The organism is Pseudomonas sp. TH43 (assembly GCF_016650635.1).
Classification (GTDB): domain Bacteria; phylum Pseudomonadota; class Gammaproteobacteria; order Pseudomonadales; family Pseudomonadaceae; genus Aquipseudomonas.
Genome location: NZ_JAEKFI010000001.1, coordinates 654,125 through 669,163, shown reverse-complemented (window position 1 = coordinate 669,163; position 15,039 = coordinate 654,125). Strand labels below are relative to the sequence as shown.

The 15,039-nt window shown below is 59.9% G+C and carries 14 protein-coding genes; 11 read left to right on the top strand and 3 right to left on the bottom strand.

Annotated features, from left to right (window positions below; genetic code table 11):
* Nucleotides 1-158 precede the first annotated feature (158 nt).
* Both JFT81_RS02925 and JFT81_RS02920 read left to right on the top strand, forming a co-directional pair.
* On the top strand, nt 159-1,199 hold the full coding sequence (locus JFT81_RS02925; RefSeq protein ID WP_201226044.1) for an Ldh family oxidoreductase: 1,041 nt from the start codon (nt 159-161) through the stop codon (nt 1,197-1,199).
* Between the two features lie 330 nt (nt 1,200-1,529).
* Entirely contained in the window at nt 1,530-3,089 is a 1,560-nt protein-coding gene (locus JFT81_RS02920) for a TerC family protein (RefSeq protein ID WP_201226043.1), read from the top strand.
* A 165-nt stretch (nt 3,090-3,254) separates the two neighbouring features.
* Here JFT81_RS02920 and JFT81_RS02915 read toward each other — a convergent pair whose 3' ends face one another.
* Entirely contained in the window at nt 3,255-3,683 is a 429-nt protein-coding gene (locus JFT81_RS02915) for a thioredoxin family protein (RefSeq protein ID WP_201226042.1), read from the bottom strand.
* Between the two features lie 346 nt (nt 3,684-4,029).
* Here JFT81_RS02915 and JFT81_RS02910 point away from each other — a divergent pair, with 346 nt between their 5' ends.
* The 8 genes from JFT81_RS02910 (at nt 4,030) to JFT81_RS02875 (ending at nt 10,811) form a co-directional block, all read left to right on the top strand.
* Nucleotides 4,030-4,878, top strand: coding sequence for a transporter substrate-binding domain-containing protein (locus JFT81_RS02910; protein WP_201226041.1), 849 nt, complete (start codon nt 4,030-4,032; stop codon nt 4,876-4,878).
* Nucleotides 4,879-4,929: 51 nt separating this feature from the next.
* The gene (locus tag JFT81_RS02905; RefSeq protein WP_059405928.1) at nt 4,930-5,592 is read left to right on the top strand and encodes an amino acid ABC transporter permease; all 663 of its coding nucleotides are present in this window, start codon (nt 4,930-4,932) and stop codon (nt 5,590-5,592) included.
* A gap of 9 nt (nt 5,593-5,601) precedes the next feature.
* A complete protein-coding gene (locus JFT81_RS02900) occupies nt 5,602-6,264 on the top strand; it encodes an amino acid ABC transporter permease (RefSeq protein ID WP_201226040.1) in 663 nt (220 codons plus the stop codon).
* Nucleotides 6,261-7,058: an amino acid ABC transporter ATP-binding protein gene (locus JFT81_RS02895; RefSeq protein ID WP_201226039.1), complete on the top strand. Its 798-nt coding sequence runs from the start codon at nt 6,261-6,263 to the stop codon at nt 7,056-7,058. The genes JFT81_RS02900 and JFT81_RS02895 overlap by 4 nt, the downstream gene beginning before the upstream one ends.
* A 30-nt stretch (nt 7,059-7,088) precedes the next feature.
* Nucleotides 7,089-7,478 (top strand): RidA family protein, encoded by a 390-nt coding sequence (locus JFT81_RS02890; protein WP_201226038.1) that lies wholly within the window; start codon nt 7,089-7,091, stop codon nt 7,476-7,478.
* 227 nt (nt 7,479-7,705) lie between these two features.
* Nucleotides 7,706-8,470 (top strand): IclR family transcriptional regulator, encoded by a 765-nt coding sequence (locus JFT81_RS02885; RefSeq protein ID WP_201226037.1) that lies wholly within the window; start codon nt 7,706-7,708, stop codon nt 8,468-8,470.
* A 39-nt stretch (nt 8,471-8,509) separates the two neighbouring features.
* Nucleotides 8,510-9,724: an amino acid deaminase gene (locus JFT81_RS02880; protein ID WP_201226036.1), complete on the top strand. Its 1,215-nt coding sequence runs from the start codon at nt 8,510-8,512 to the stop codon at nt 9,722-9,724.
* Nucleotides 9,725-9,878: 154 nt separating this feature from the next.
* Complete coding sequence (locus JFT81_RS02875) at nt 9,879-10,811, top strand: sugar kinase (protein ID WP_201226035.1); 933 nt, start codon at nt 9,879-9,881, stop codon at nt 10,809-10,811.
* 104 nt (nt 10,812-10,915) lie between these two features.
* On the opposite strand, the gene JFT81_RS02870 is transcribed toward JFT81_RS02875, so the two are convergent.
* Nucleotides 10,916-11,191 (bottom strand): peptidylprolyl isomerase, encoded by a 276-nt coding sequence (locus tag JFT81_RS02870; protein ID WP_007912322.1) that lies wholly within the window; start codon nt 11,189-11,191, stop codon nt 10,916-10,918.
* A gap of 52 nt (nt 11,192-11,243) precedes the next feature.
* On the bottom strand, nt 11,244-13,781 hold the full coding sequence (locus tag JFT81_RS02865) for a PAS domain S-box protein (RefSeq protein WP_201226034.1): 2,538 nt from the start codon (nt 13,779-13,781) through the stop codon (nt 11,244-11,246).
* Nucleotides 13,782-13,913: 132 nt separating this feature from the next.
* On the opposite strand from JFT81_RS02865, the gene JFT81_RS02860 reads away from it, so the two are divergent.
* Nucleotides 13,914-15,026 (top strand): PilT/PilU family type 4a pilus ATPase, encoded by a 1,113-nt coding sequence (locus JFT81_RS02860; RefSeq protein ID WP_201226033.1) that lies wholly within the window; start codon nt 13,914-13,916, stop codon nt 15,024-15,026.
* The last annotated feature ends 13 nt before the right edge of the window (nt 15,027-15,039 follow it).

Genomic DNA, 15,039 nt, shown 5'->3' with positions numbered 1-15,039 from the left:
ACATAGTTACCGCACGCTGCGTGGCGCAATGTGCCTATCTGCGACGCCGTTGCCCGATCACCCCGTTCAAGGGTTGACACGTTGCCTTGACGACGTGATTAATCGGTTCGCGAGTTCGTACGCTGTTGTTCCCTCCAATAATTAATCTGGAGCTTCAGATGTCTGCGCCATCCGATCACCTGTCTGCTGCTGCCTCGTCAACGCTGTCGCTTGAGGCGTTGACGCAATTGCTTGAAACGATTTTCCTGCGCCACGGCACATCCGCCGCCGTTGCACGATCCCTCGCAGCTAACTGCGCCAATGCCGAGCGAGACGGTGCCCACAGCCATGGCGTGTTCCGTATTCCCGGTTATGTGTCGACCCTCAACAGTGGCTGGGTCGACGGCCAAGCCGTGCCGCAGGTCGAGGACGTCGCCTCGGGGTTTGTGCGGGTTGATGCCGGCAACGGTTTCGCTCAGCCAGCGCTGGAGGCGGCACGCAGGTTGTTGGTGGAGAAGGCCCGCAGTGCCGGAATCGCTGTTCTGGCGATTCGCAATTCGCATCATTTCGCGGCGTTGTGGCCGGACGTCGAGCCTTTCGCCGAAGAAGGTCTGGTGGCTCTGAGTGTGGTCAACAGCATGACGTGCGTCGTGCCGCATGGCGCCGACCGGCCGCTGTTCGGCACTAACCCCATCGCCTTCGCGGCGCCACGTGCAGGTGCAGCGCCGATCGTTTTCGATCTGGCCACCAGCGCCATCGCCCACGGTGACGTGCAGATCGCGGCGCGCAAGGGCGAGCGTTTGCCACCTGGGATGGGGGTCGACAGTCTCGGGCAGCCGACTCAGGATCCGAAAGCCATTCTTGAAGGTGGCGCGCTGCTGCCGTTTGGCGGCCACAAGGGTTCGGCCCTGTCGATGATGGTGGAATTGCTCGCAGCGGCGTTGACCGGCGGTAATTTTTCCTTCGAGTTTGACTGGAAGAACCACCCGGGGGCGAAGACGCCCTGGACCGGTCAGCTATTGATCGTGATCGATCCGGACAAGGCCGCCGGGCAGAGTTTCGCTGAGCGCAGTCATGAACTGGTGCGGCAAATGCACGGTGTTGGCCTTAAGCGCCTGCCGGGTGATCGCCGGCATTTGCAGCGGGAAAAATCGTTGCAGCACGGCATTCTGCTGGACGTGGAAACACTGGCGCAGTTGAGAAGTCTGGCGGGTCTTTGAGTATTGCGAGCCCGGGATCTGCTGCCGTCGCTGCGACGACAGCGGATCAGACCTCGGTTTTGTCCTACAAACTTTGAAATAATTGCGCGTGCAGGGCTTTTCGCTACAGCCTGTATTCTCGAAGGCCATTTTTCCTTCAGGATCTACATGAACACCCTCTCGGAGCCTCCCAGTTATCCGTTTTCCAGGCGCCACGGCGCAGTCTTGACGCACTCGCAACATCCAGTATTTCGACCCCCGACTGTTTTGGACAACGCAGCCACAGAGCTTGCGCGTTGTGCTTTGCCGTATCTGGCAGTCTGAATTTACTGAATAGAGATCGAGACGTTTATGGAATGGTTAGCGGATCCCACGGCCTGGTTAGGCCTGTTGACATTGATCGTGCTGGAGTTGGTGCTGGGCATCGACAACCTGGTGTTCATCGCAATTCTGGCGGACAAACTGCCCCCGCATCAGCGCGACCGTGCGCGAATCATTGGCCTGTCCCTGGCACTGATCATGCGCTTGGGCTTGTTGGCGAGTATTTCCTGGCTGGTCACGCTCACGCAGCCATTGTTCGAGGTATTCGACAAAAGCTTCTCCGGCCGTGACCTGATCATGCTGTTCGGTGGTGTGTTCCTGCTGTTCAAGGCCACCATGGAATTGCACGAACGCCTGGAAGGCCATATTGGCGAGCGTTCGACAAACACCGCATATGCGATGTTCTGGCCGATCGTGGCGCAGATTGTGGTGCTCGACGCGGTGTTCTCGCTGGACGCGGTCATTACCGCAGTGGGCATGGTTGATGAACTGGCGGTGATGATGATCGCGGTGATCATCTCCATCGGTCTGATGATTGTTGCGAGCAAGCCGCTGACGCGCTTTGTCAACGCACACCCGACGGTGATCATGCTGTGTCTGGGCTTCCTGATGATGATCGGTTTTGCCCTGACCGCTGAAGGTCTGGGTTTCCACATCCCGAAAGGCTATCTGTATGCGGCCATTGGTTTCTCGATCCTGATCGAGGTGTTCAACCAGATCGCCCGGGCTCGTCGCAAACGCTCGATGCAGGGCCTGCGGCCGATGCGCGAGCGCACGGCCCATGCGGTGATGCGCTTGCTCGGCGGTCGCAAGTTGGCGGTGGAGGAGGTTGGCGAGGAGATTTCCGATCTGCTGGATGATGGTGATGCGCCGACTGCGGAACTGTTCGACCGTCGCGAGCGGGTGATGATCAGCGGCGTCTTACAACTGGCAGAGCGGCCGATCCGCGCCCTGATGACCGTGCGTGCCGATGTCGACACCATCGATCTGGCCGACGATGCCGAGACCATTCGTACCAAACTGATGCATTCGTCCTACTCGCGTCTGCCGCTTATTCGCAACGGTGCGGTGGATGAACCGCTGGGCTTCGTGCACAAGAAGGAGTTGCTCAAGGAATATCTGGCGGGCGAAGAGCCGGATCTGGAGCATTTGGCACGCAAGACGATCAATCTGCTCGACAGTTACTCGATCCTCAATGCACTGGAGCAAATGCGTGCGGCATCGACGCACATCGCGTTTGTGGTCAATGAGTTTGGCGATTTTGTCGGCGTATTGACCATGACCGACATTCTGGAGTCGATTGCCGGCGAGCTGCCCGACGCCAGTGAAGTCGAAGGCCCGGACGTGGTCGAGGAGCAGGGTGGGTTCATGGTCAGCGGAGCATTGAACCTGATGCGCGTGCGCCAGCGCACCGGGTTTGGTGCAGAGCCGACCGAGGACTATCAAACGCTGGCCGGCCTGGTGATGAGCTTGCTGGATCGGCTGCCGATGGTGGGTGATCGTCTGGAATATGCAGGCTGGCAAATGACCGTCAAGGCAGTTGAAGAACGGCGAGTGACGCGGGTGTTGCTGGTGCGTGAGGCCGCGTAAATCCAGCGCTGGCGCTGACAGTGCCAGCCCCTTCGCGGGCAAGCCCGCTCCCACACTGTCCGCGTCGTACACGAAATTTGTCAACGACGTTGACCTCTGTGGGAGCGGGCTTGCCCGCGAAAGCGATTTTTCAGACGCCGCAACGATTACGGGAAATGCATTGCCTCAAATCAGCCGACGATGCGCGCGCGTGATTGTGCAGAGCCCGCTCAACGTTCGGCGCAACCACGGCAGATCATGCCGTGGTTTCAAATGAGTGCCGGGGGCCTTGGTTCTGCCGATGTGTCGGACAAAATCCACCGCCAGGGTTTCTTCAGTGCCAATCCCCTTGAGTTTCTTCACCAGTCTGCCGTCCTTGTAGAACAGCACGGTCGGCGTGCCGGTCACCTGCGGATGGCGGGGCGATTCGCTGGTGTTGAGCATGTAGATGTTGGCGCGATGCCGGTAAGGCTCGGCTATCTCGCGGAAAATCGGCCCTGCCCATTCGCACGCGGAGCAGTGGTCGTTGGCGAAATAAAGGATTACCGGGCGCCAGGTTTTCAGGGCTTTGCGGTAGAGGGAGGGTAGATCTGAACGTTGAGTTGTCGAACTCATGGCAACCTCCGGTCATAGCTTTTGTGTGCCGTTGACGGTAAACCAGCAGCAACTGTCCTTCTACTGTCAGAGTTGACAGGTGCGTGTTAAGAAAAAACGCGCTGCGCTGATGCGGGCGCACTGAAATGTGGCCCCAATACCCGCAGAGTGTGGCCATCGGTAGCGCATCCGTTCAGCGCCCTCATCAACACCTTCTTCCCCACCACGCGCATCCCCTTGATTCAAAAAACATTTCAATTCCTTGCAGATCCCTTGCGGATGCTGTGGCACACTTTCTGCTGTCTATTCCGTAGTAACAAACCATGTTCCGGTATAGCGGAATAAACACCATCCTGGAGTGCTTGCCATGCATCGCCGTCCTTCGTTGTTCAAAGCGTGTGTTTTTGTTCTTGCGGCTTCTTCCGCTGTCATGGGTATGGCCCAGGCCGCCGACAGCAAGCTCGACAGTGTGCTGGCCCGTGGCAAATTGATCGTGGGCACCGGCAGCACCAATGCGCCGTGGCACTTCCAGGGCGCGGATGGCAAGTTGCAGGGCTTTGATATCGACATCGCGCGGATCGTCGCCAAAGGTCTGTTCAACGACCCGACCAAGGTCGAGTTCGTGGTGCAGTCGTCTGACGCGCGAATTCCCAACCTGCTCACCGACAAGGTCGACATGAGCTGCCAGTTCATCACCGTGACCGCCAGCCGTGCACAGCAAGTTGCGTTCACCCTGCCGTACTACCGCGAAGGTGTTGGCCTGTTGCTGCCGAACAACAGCAAGTACAAGGAAATCGAAGACCTGCAAGCCGCCGGCGACAGCGTCACCGTGGCGGTGCTGCAAAACGTCTACGCCGAAGAGCTGGTGCACCAGGCACTGCCCAAAGCCAAAGTCGACCAGTACGACAGCGTCGACCTGATGTATCAGGCAGTGAACTCCGGCCGCGCCGACGCCGCTGCTACCGACCAGTCCTCGGTCAAATACCTGATGGTGCAGAACCCTGGCCGCTACCGCAGCCCGACCTATGCGTGGAGCCCGCAAACCTACGCGTGTGCGGTGAAACGTGGCGATCAGGACTGGCTGAATTTCGTCAACACAGCGTTGCATGAGGCGATGACGGGCGTTGAATTCCCGACTTACGCGGCGTCGTTCAAACAGTGGTTTGGCGTTGACTTGCCATCGCCAGCGATCGGTTTCCCTGTCGAATTCAAATGATCCCGTGAGAGTGGGGCGATCCATGTCGCCCCGCTCAAGGTACTGCTGACCATGAACTATCAGTTGAACTTTGCTGCCGTATGGCGCGATTTCGACACCTTGCTGGCGGGGCTCGGTCTGGGTCTTGAGCTGGCGTTGGTGTCGATCGCCATCGGCTGCGTGATCGGCCTGCTGATGGCGTTCGCTTTGCTGTCAAAGCATCGCGCCTTGCGGGTGCTGGCTTCGGTGTACGTCACGGTGATTCGTAACACGCCGATTCTGGTGTTGATTCTGTTGATCTACTTTGCGTTGCCGAGCCTGGGGATTCGTCTGGACAAGATCCCCTCGTTCATCATCACGTTGTCGCTGTATGCCGGGGCTTACCTGACCGAAGTGTTCCGTGGTGGTTTGCTGAGCATTCCCAAAGGTCAGCGCGAAGCGGGGCTGGCCATCGGCTTGGGCGAATGGCAGGTCAAGGCCTACGTCACCGTGCCGGTGATGTTGCGCAACGTTTTGCCGGCGCTGTCGAACAACTTCATCTCGCTGTTCAAGGACACCTCGCTGGCCGCTGCGATTGCGGTGCCGGAGCTGACCTATTACGCGCGCAAGATCAACGTCGAGAGCTACCGGGTGATCGAAACCTGGCTGGTGACCACGGCGTTGTATGTCGCGGCCTGTTACCTCATTGCCATGCTGCTGCGTTACCTCGAGCAGCGTCTGGCGATCCGCCGATAGGAGGCTGTGATGTACGAATCTCCCAGTTGGTTGCATGAATTATGGGTAGCACGCGAGCCGCTTTGGCAGGGCTTTTTGACCAGTGTGCAAGTCTCGGCGCTGGCGATTTTGCTCGGCACGGTGCTTGGCGTGGTGACCGGTCTGGTCCTCACCTACGGCAAGTTCTGGATGCGCGCGCCGTTCCGTTTTTACGTCGACATCATTCGCGGCACGCCAGTGTTTGTACTGGTGCTGGCCTGCTTCTATATGGCGCCGGCACTCGGTTGGCAGATCAGCGCGTTTCAGGCCGGTGCTTTGGGCTTGACGCTGTTCTGCGGCTCCCATGTCGCCGAGATTGTGCGCGGAGCCTTGCAAGCCTTGCCTCATGGCCAAATGGAAGCCAGCAAGGCCATCGGCCTGACGTTTTATCAATCGCTCGGCTACGTGCTGTTGCCTCAGGCACTGCGGCAGATCCTGCCGACCTGGGTCAACTCGTCCACCGAAATCGTCAAGGCCTCGACCCTGCTTTCGGTGATCGGCGTCGCCGAACTGCTGCTCAGTACCCAACAGATCATCGCCCGCAACTTCATGACGTTGCAGTTCTATCTGTTCGCCGGTTTTCTGTTCTTCGTCATCAACTACGGCATCGAGTTACTCGGCCGGCACATTGAAAAGCGGGTGGCCTTGCCATGACTGACGCTCAAGTTTCCAACGCTCCAAACGCCCAGCCATTGCTGGATATCCGTGGCCTGCACAAACAATACGGTGCGGTCGAAGTGCTCAAGGGAGTCGACCTGAGCATGCAGCGCGGCAACGTCGTGACGCTGATCGGCTCCAGCGGCTCGGGCAAGACCACGCTATTGCGCTGCGTGAACATGCTCGAAGAATTCCAGGGCGGGCAGATTCTGCTCGACGGCGAATCCATCGGTTATGACGAGGTCAACGGCAAACGCGTGCGCCACGCGGAAAAAATCATCGCTCGCCATCGTGCGATGACCGGCATGGCGTTCCAGCAGTTCAACCTGTTCCCGCATCTGACGGCGTTGCAGAACGTCACCCTTGGCCTGCTCAAGGTCAAGAAAATGCACAAGGACGAGGCTGTGGTGCTCGCCGAAAAATGGCTGGAGCGGGTCGGTTTGCTGGAGCGGCGAAATCACTTCCCCGGTCAGTTGTCCGGCGGTCAGCAACAGCGCGTGGCGATTGCCCGGGCCATCGCGATGAACCCGAGCCTGATGCTGTTCGACGAAGTCACCTCGGCCCTTGATCCGGAACTGGTCGGCGAAGTGCTCAACGTGATCAAGGGCCTGGCCGAGGACGGCATGACCATGTTGCTGGTGACCCACGAGATGCGTTTTGCTTTCGAGGTCTCGGACAAAATCGTTTTCATGAATCAAGGGCGGATCGAAGAGCAGGGGCCTCCCAAGGACTTGTTCGAGCGCCCGCAATCACCGCGGCTGGCTGAGTTTCTCAAGAGCACGCGGTTTTAGCCTTTCGTTTTGTAATCAGGAGAAGTACCCATGAGCATTACCCGTTACGGCACCGGCAGCACCGCCGCTGGTGGCCAGCCACGTCCATTCGCTCGCGCTGTTGAAGCGGATGGCTGGCTACACGTTTCCGGCCAGGTGCCGGCGGTGAATGGCGAGATCATCGTTGGCGGTATCGTCGAGCAGACCCACCAGACCATGAAGAACCTGATCGCGATTCTCGAAGAAGCCGGTTATGGCCTGGAAGATGTCGTTCGTGCAGGCGTGTGGCTGGACGACCCACGGGATTTCAGCAGTTTCAATAAGGTCTTCGGTGAGTACTTCAAACCGGAGCACGCCCCGGCGCGCGCCTGTGTGCAGGCGAGCATGATGGTTGATTGCAAGGTCGAGATCGACTGCATCGCTTACAAGAAGAAGGCTTGAGAGTTGCGTGGTTGCTTCGGCCGCAGCCCCTCACCCTAACCCTAACCCAAGGGAGAGGGGACTGATCTCCGTCGATGCAGATTCAGATGTCATACAAAGGCATCTGGATCGATGCGGTCAGGCTCCCTCTCCCTCTGGGAGAGGGCGGGGGGTGAGGGCCGCAATCACGCTGACACAACACGATGGCCCAGTTACCATCCCGGCATCTTTTATGGGAATCCACTGACATGACCGAAGACACCATCAAACGCCGGGCTCGCGGTCTGGACCGGGCGTTCGATATCCTCGATTTCCTCAAGGAAATCGGTCAGCCGCTGCGTCCGAACGATATCGCCAACGGCATCGGCAGCCCGAAATCCACGGTCTACGAACTGGTCGCGTCCCTCGTGGAACGGCGGATTCTGGAGCCGGTAGGCAAGGACGGGCACGTCTATCTCGGCCGTCAGTTGTACTTTCTCGGCCAGGCGCATTTGCGCCATTTCGACCTCAGTCGCGAGGCCGATCACGCCTTGCAGGAGATCGTCAGCCAGACCCGCGAGACCGCGCAGATGTGCTTGCTCAACGGGCGCAAATACACCGTGGCGTTGATGAAGGAAGGCGAGCGGCATTTCCGTATTTCTTCCGATATCGGCGAGAACGCACCGATCCCGTGGACGGCTTCCGGTCGGCTGTTGCTCGCGCATTTGAGCGATCAGCAGATTGTCGATCTGATCGACACCGACGACTTCATTTTGCCCGGTGGTGAACGCCTGCCGCTGGAGACGTTTCTCGGTGAAATCCGTCAGGCTGGCATCGATGGGTTCTTCTCCTTCGACAGTGTCGCCGACACCTTCACCCATTGCTTCGCCGCCCCGGTCAAAGACCGCAACGGCGTGGCCATTTGCACTTTGTGCATCGTCGCCCCACGGGCTGATGCGAAGAACAATTATCACGACTATCGCCGGGTACTGATCGAGAGTGCCAACAGCCTCGCCCGGCGAATCAACGAATAAAAGCGGCTGCCTGCGGCCGCGACTGTGAGGAATTCGAGCATGACGACTGCCATCAATACTGCTGTGGAAAAGGGCAATGCAGCCATCGGCGCGCAACTGGTGCGTGACGTCAGCCTGCCGGCGCTGGTGCTGCATCGCGAGGCGCTGGAGCACAACATTCGCTGGATGCAGAAATTTGTCAGCGACAGCGGCGCGGAACTCGCGCCCCATGGCAAAACCAGCATGACGCCAGCCCTGTTCAAAAGTCAGCTCGACGCCGGCGCGTGGGGCATCACCCTTGCCAGCGCCACGCAGACCCGCGCGGCCTATGCGCACGGCGTACGTCGGGTACTGATGGCCAACCAGTTGGTCGGCACGCCGAACATGGCGTTGATTGCCGATCTGCTGGCGGACCCGTCGTTCGACTTCTATTGCATGGTCGATCACCCGGACAATGTCGCCGATCTCGGGACCTACTTCGCTTCGCGCGGGGTAAAACTCAATGTGATGATCGAATACGGCGTGGTCGGCGGCCGTTGCGGTTGCCGCAGTGAGCAGGAAGTCATTGCGCTGGCCAAGGCGATCAACGCGCAACCGGCGCTGGCCCTGACTGGCATTGAAGGTTACGAGGGTGTAATTCACGGCGATCACGCCGTCAGCGGCATTCGTGAATTCGCCGCGTCGCTGGTGCGCCTGGCGGTGCAACTGCAGGACAGCGGCGCGTTTGCCATCGCCAAACCGATCATCACCGCCTCGGGCTCGGCCTGGTACGACCTGATCGCCGAATCGTTCGAGGCACAGAATGCCGGCGGACGTTTCCTCAGCGTGCTGCGTCCCGGCAGCTATGTGGCGCACGACCATGGCATCTACAAAGACGCGCAATGCTGCGTGCTCGATCGCCGCAGCGATCTGCACGAAGGTTTGCGCCCGGCGCTGGAAGTCTGGGCGCACGTGCAGTCGCTGCCGGAACCGGGGTTTGCCGTGATCGCCCTCGGCAAGCGCGACGTGGCGTACGACGCCGGGTTGCCGGTGCCGTTGCTGCGTTACAAGGCTGGAGCTGTGCCGGCAGTCGGCGAGGACGTCGGCGCATGCAAGGTCACGGCGGTGATGGACCAGCACGCGTTCATGACCGTGGCGCCGGGGGTTGAGTTGCGCGTAGGCGACATCATTTCCTTCGGTACTTCGCACCCGTGCCTGACGTTCGACAAGTGGCGTGTGGGATTGCTGGTGGACGAGCAGTTGTCGGTGATCGAAAGCATGGAAACCTGTTTCTAAGTCTCGAAACCGTGTAATGGCCATCGCTGGCAAGCCAGCTCCCACAGGTTCTTCGGGCGTTCACAAATGTTGTGTACACCAAAAAACCGTGGGAGCTGGCTTGCCAGCGATGAGGCCAGACCAGACACCATCGAATCAGCAGAGACACCACAAGATGACCAGCCTGAGCCCATTGGGCCCCAACACCCCGCGCATCGCCCTGATCGGCGAATGCATGATCGAACTCCAGCAACGCGCCGACGGCAGCCTGCAACAAAGCTTCGGCGGCGATACCCTCAATACCGCCGTGTACCTGTCCCGCGCCTTGGGCGACAGAGCGCAAGTCGACTACGTCACCGCGTTGGGCGACGACAGTTTCAGCGACGCCATGTGCGCAAACTGGGCTGCCGAAGGCATTGGCCTGCAACAAGTGCAACGCCTGCCCGGGCGCTTGCCGGGCCTGTACTGCATTCAGACCGATGCCGCTGGCGAACGGCGCTTTCTCTATTGGCGCAACGAAGCCGCGGTGCGTGATTGTTTCACCACCCCGGCGGCCGAACCGATTCTGGCGGCATTGCCGGATTACGACGTGCTGTATTTCAGCGGCATCACCCTTGCGGTGCTGGGCGTCACAGGTCGGGAAAAGCTGATCCAGACCTTGATCGAAGCGCGCAAGCGCAATGCGCGCATCGTCTTCGACAACAACTATCGGCCGCGCCTGTGGGCATCGCTGGAGGAGGCGCGGGCGGCCTATCGCAGCGTCTTGCCGCACGTTGATCTGGCATTGTTGACGGTGGATGACGAGCAGGCGCTGTTTCAGTTTTCCGATTGCGAGGCGGTGTTCGCCGCGTATGCGCAAATCGGCACGCCGGAAGTGGTATTGAAACGGGGCGCCGAGGCGTGCTTGATTCGTTGTGATGGCGAGGCTTTAGAAGTGCCGGTGCAGAGAGTCGAGAAGGTAGTGGATACCACGGCGGCGGGGGATTCATTTAGCGCGGCGTATCTGGCGAGTCGCTTGCTGGGCGCGAGTCCCGCTGAAGCGGCCGAGGCGGGGCATCTTTTGGCCAGCCAGGTGATTCAGGTGCCTGGGGCGTTGATCCCGAAATAGTCTGAGTGCTGCGCAATCAATCGCCAGCAGGCTCACTCTGCATTTGGAATGCGTTCCTCTGTAAGAGTGAGCCTGCTCGCGACAGGGCCCTCAGGCCGAAACGCTCAATCGCGGTAAAACACCTGCACCAGGTGATAACCAAACTTGCTCTTGATCGGCCCATGCACCGTGCGCAGTGGTTTCTTGAAGATCACCGCATCAATCGCTCCGACCATTTGCCCCGGTCGCACTTCACCCAGATCACCGCCGCGCTTGCCGGACGGGCAGGTTGAAAATTTCTTGGCCAACACATCAAAGGCTTCACCCTTGGCGATGCGCTGTTTGAGTTGTTCGGCCTCTTCGGCGGTTTTCACCAGAATGTGGCGGGCTTGGGCTTTCATCTTGCGGTACCTGATAACGGGGTGACGGCGGGGCGCGCGATTATGCCTCAAGTCACGGGTTTTGGCTGATCATCGTACGGATCTTGCTGGCCAGCAGTTCAATCGAAAACGGTTTCGCGACCATGTCCATGCCATCCTCGAGAAAACCCTGGCGCTCAGCGGCTTTCTGCGCGTAACCGGTCATGAACAACACCTTCAGACCCGGGCGATGCTGGCGGGCGATTTCCGCCAGTTGCCGGCCATTCATGCCCGGCAAGCCAACATCCGTTACCAACAGGTCGACCCGTAGCCCGGATTCCAGTAACGGCAGGGCGGTCTTGGCGTCTTCGGCTTCGTGACCCTGATAACCCAGCTCCTTGAGCAGGTCGAGCACCAGCATGCGCACCGCCGGATCGTCCTCGACCACCAACACGGTTTCTCCGGTCGTCGTGGCCGGAGTGGGCTGGATCGGTTCGATTGACGGGTCCTGCGGCTGCAGGCCGTACAGGCGCGGCAAGTACAGGCGCACGCTGGTGCCTTGCCCCGGCAGACTGTCGAGGCTTACATGGCCACCCGATTGCTGGGCAAATCCATAGATCATCGACAGACCCAGGCCGGTGCCCTGGCCGATGGGTTTGGTGGTGAAAAATGGATCGAACGCCTTGGCCTTGACGGACGGCGTCATGCCCGTGCCGTTGTCGCTGACCGCGAGCATCAGGTAATCGCCGGCCTTGACCGGCTCCAGCGTCGTGATGTCACTGCCGTCGAGGTAGACGTTGGCGGTTTCGATCAGTAACTCGCCACCCTCAGGCATGGCGTCGCGGGCGTTGATCACCAGATTGAGCAGAGCGTTTTCCAGTTGACTGACGTCGGTGCTGACCGGCCACAAGTCATCGGCCAGGCGCAGTTTGAGGTCGATCGGGTCGCCTTTGGTGCGACGGATCAGGTCTTCCAGCGAATGAATGAGTTCGTTGACGTTGAGCTGTTTGCGGTCCAGCGACTGGCGCCTGGAAAACGCCAGCAGACGATGGGTCAGCGCTGCCGCGCGATTGGCCGAGGCCACGGCTGCTTCAGTAAAGCGACCGATTTCGCTGGCGCGACCGTTGGCGATGTAGCGCTGCATCAGGTCAAGACTGCCGATGATCCCGGTGAGCATGTTGTTGAAGTCGTGGGCGATGCCGCCGGTGAGCTGGCCGACCGCCTCCATTTTCTGCGCATGGCGCAGGGCGTCTTCGGCGCGCTCGCGTTCGAACATCTCGTTCTGCAGGCGCTGATTGGCCTGCGCCAATTGCTCGGTGCGCGCGGTGACGCGTTCCTCAAGGGTTTCATTGAGATTGCGCAGCGCTTCTTCGGTTTTTCTGCGTTCGCTTTCATCGATCACAAAAATGTAGAAACCGTTGACCGCACCGTCGGCGCCGTGGCGCGGCAGGTAATTCATCAGTGCGTGGCGGTTGCTGCCATCGCGGTGTGGTGTGGACAGGCTGAACGAGCAGGGTCGCCCGGCCAGTGCCTCTTCGATAAACGGCGAGCGCAGAAAGTAGGCCTCTTCACCGATCACTTCGCGAATCGTGCGGCCATAGAGTTCCTGCGGCGTCAGCCCATACCACTCCAGGTATGCCGCGTTGTTCAGACGGAAACGCTCCTCGTGGTCGACGTAACTGATGAGGATCGGCATGGCGTTGATGATCAGCTGCAATTCCGTCTGGCTTTGGCGCAATGCCTGTTCAGTATGTTTGCGCTCGGTCAGGTCGAGTGCCGCGCCGAGAAAGCGTACCGGCCGACCATGGTGGTCCTTGTAACAACGCCCGCGGGCGAACACCCAGCGTATCTCGCCATCGGTTTGCAGCAGGCGATATTCCTCGGCGTATTCGGTGCCATGGGTGATGCAGTGCTTGATGCTGCGTGCGATCAGCGCTCGGTCTTCAGGATGCACAGCCTGTAAATAATCGCTGATCGGCAACTGGCCAGCCTGCGCCGGATCAATGCCATGCAACTGGGCAAAATGCGCGTCAGCGATGAAACGGTCTTCGCCGATGTCCCAATCCCAGGTGCCGACGGCGTCGGTGGCCGCCAGTGCCAATTGCAGGCGCTCTTCGGTTTCGCGCTGAACCCTGAGGCTTTCATCAGAGCGTTGTTGCAGCTCCAGCGCGATGCGTCGCCGTTCGTTGGTTTCGATGGCCGTGACCAGAATGCCGGCCACTTGCGCGGTTTCGTCGCGGATCGGGCTGTAGGTGAGGTCCAGCCAGAAGTCGGATTCTTTCCCATCACGTTGCAGGGTAAAGCGCCGTTCGCTGTAGGTGCGCACTTGGCCTTGTAGGACGGCGCTGTAAATCGGGTCAGTAAAGTCGCGAAGTTCTGGCCATATCAGGTGCGCCGGCTGTCCGAAAGCGTGCGGATGCTTGCTGCCGGCGAGCATCGCAAAGCCATTGTTATAGATCTGCGTCAGGTGCGGCCCCCACAACAGCAGCATTGGCATCGGCGAGTGAAGCACGATGTCCACCGCCGTACGCAGGCTCTGCGGCCAGGTACCGGCCTCACCGAGCGGGCTGTTGCTCCAGTCTGTGCGGGCAATCAGTGCCGTGGCATCGTCGTTGGTGGGTGCAGCGTTCATCACTTGTATCCTGGGCGTAAGTCGGTGGGGCGGCGTCTACTATGCTTGCAGGACGATAGACGCTTAAAAGCTCGTTGTGTCACGACAGTGAGCCATGTTTGCCAATTGAATGCCTTGCAGGTGCTTTTTGCCATGGAAATCGACGCGCTGTTAATTCGTCTGGCCAGTCAGCACGGCTCGGATCTGTTTCTGTCGACGGGGGCGCCACCCAGCGCCCGTTTCGACGGCGTGCTGACGCCGTTGAGCGAGCGGGCGTTCAAGCCCGGCGAGGTGGCGGCCATCGCCGCGTTTCTGATGGACGCCGAGCAGCACAAGGAGTTCGACCGGGATCTGGAAATGAACCTGGCGATCTCGCGTACCGGTATCGGGCGCTTCCGGGTGAACATCTTCAAACAACGCAACGATGTATCGATCGTGATCCGCAACGTCAAGCTCGATATCCCGCGTTTCGATGACCTCAGGCTGCCGCCGGTGCTGCTCGAAAGCGTGATGCTCAAGCAGGGCCTGATTCTGTTCGTCGGTGCCACCGATTCCGGCAAGTCTACCTCGCTGGCGGCGCTGATCGACCATCGCAATCGCCACAGCAGCGGCCATATCATCACCATTGAAGACCCGGTCGAGTACATCCATCGGCACCAGCGCTCGATCATCAACCAGCGTGAAGTCGGCGTCGACACCCGAAGCTTCCACGCCGCATTGAAGAACACCCTGCGTCAGGCGCCGGACGTGGTGCTGATCGGCGAGATCCGCGACCGCGAAACCATGGAGCACGCCCTGGCGTTCGCCGAAACCGGGCACCTCGTGCTGTCGACCCTGCATGCCAACAACGCCCATCAGGCGCTCGATCGCATTATCAATATGTTTCCCGAAGAGCGCCGGCCGCCGTTGCTGCATGCGCTGGCCAACCATCTCAAGGCCTTTGTTTCCCAGCGGCTGGTCAGAACCCGCGATGGACAGCGCAGGGCTGCGGTCGAGGTGATGCTGGGCACGCCGACGGTCAGCGACCTGATCCGGCGCAATGAACTCCACGAACTCAGGGGCATCATGGAGAAGTCCGCTGAGGCGGGGATGCAGACCTTCGATGGGGCGCTGTACGCACTGGTCATCGAAGGCGCGATCAGCGAGGAAGAAGCGCTGAAGCATGCCGACTCGGTGAACAACCTGCGCCTGCGGCTGAAGCTGCATGCCGACTCGGCGACGACGCCTGCGTCATCGCCGTCAGGAGACTGGGGGTTGATGGACTGAACGGCATGCCGCT

Bases quoted from the DNA above. Each gene is read 5' to 3' on its own strand.
- JFT81_RS02925 (WP_201226044.1), top strand. From the start codon at position 159: ATGTCTGCGCCATCCGATCACCTGTCTGCTGCTGCCTCGTCAACGCTG.
- JFT81_RS02920 (WP_201226043.1), top strand. From the start codon at position 1,530: ATGGAATGGTTAGCGGATCCCACGGCCTGGTTAGGCCTGTTGACATTG.
- JFT81_RS02915 (WP_201226042.1), bottom strand. From the start codon at position 3,683: ATGAGTTCGACAACTCAACGTTCAGATCTACCCTCCCTCTACCGCAAA.
- JFT81_RS02910 (WP_201226041.1), top strand. From the start codon at position 4,030: ATGCATCGCCGTCCTTCGTTGTTCAAAGCGTGTGTTTTTGTTCTTGCG.
- JFT81_RS02905 (WP_059405928.1), top strand. From the start codon at position 4,930: ATGAACTATCAGTTGAACTTTGCTGCCGTATGGCGCGATTTCGACACC.
- JFT81_RS02900 (WP_201226040.1), top strand. From the start codon at position 5,602: ATGTACGAATCTCCCAGTTGGTTGCATGAATTATGGGTAGCACGCGAG.
- JFT81_RS02895 (WP_201226039.1), top strand. From the start codon at position 6,261: ATGACTGACGCTCAAGTTTCCAACGCTCCAAACGCCCAGCCATTGCTG.
- JFT81_RS02890 (WP_201226038.1), top strand. From the start codon at position 7,089: ATGAGCATTACCCGTTACGGCACCGGCAGCACCGCCGCTGGTGGCCAG.
- JFT81_RS02885 (WP_201226037.1), top strand. From the start codon at position 7,706: ATGACCGAAGACACCATCAAACGCCGGGCTCGCGGTCTGGACCGGGCG.
- JFT81_RS02880 (WP_201226036.1), top strand. From the start codon at position 8,510: ATGACGACTGCCATCAATACTGCTGTGGAAAAGGGCAATGCAGCCATC.
- JFT81_RS02875 (WP_201226035.1), top strand. From the start codon at position 9,879: ATGACCAGCCTGAGCCCATTGGGCCCCAACACCCCGCGCATCGCCCTG.
- JFT81_RS02870 (WP_007912322.1), bottom strand. From the start codon at position 11,191: ATGAAAGCCCAAGCCCGCCACATTCTGGTGAAAACCGCCGAAGAGGCC.
- JFT81_RS02865 (WP_201226034.1), bottom strand. From the start codon at position 13,781: ATGAACGCTGCACCCACCAACGACGATGCCACGGCACTGATTGCCCGC.
- JFT81_RS02860 (WP_201226033.1), top strand. From the start codon at position 13,914: ATGGAAATCGACGCGCTGTTAATTCGTCTGGCCAGTCAGCACGGCTCG.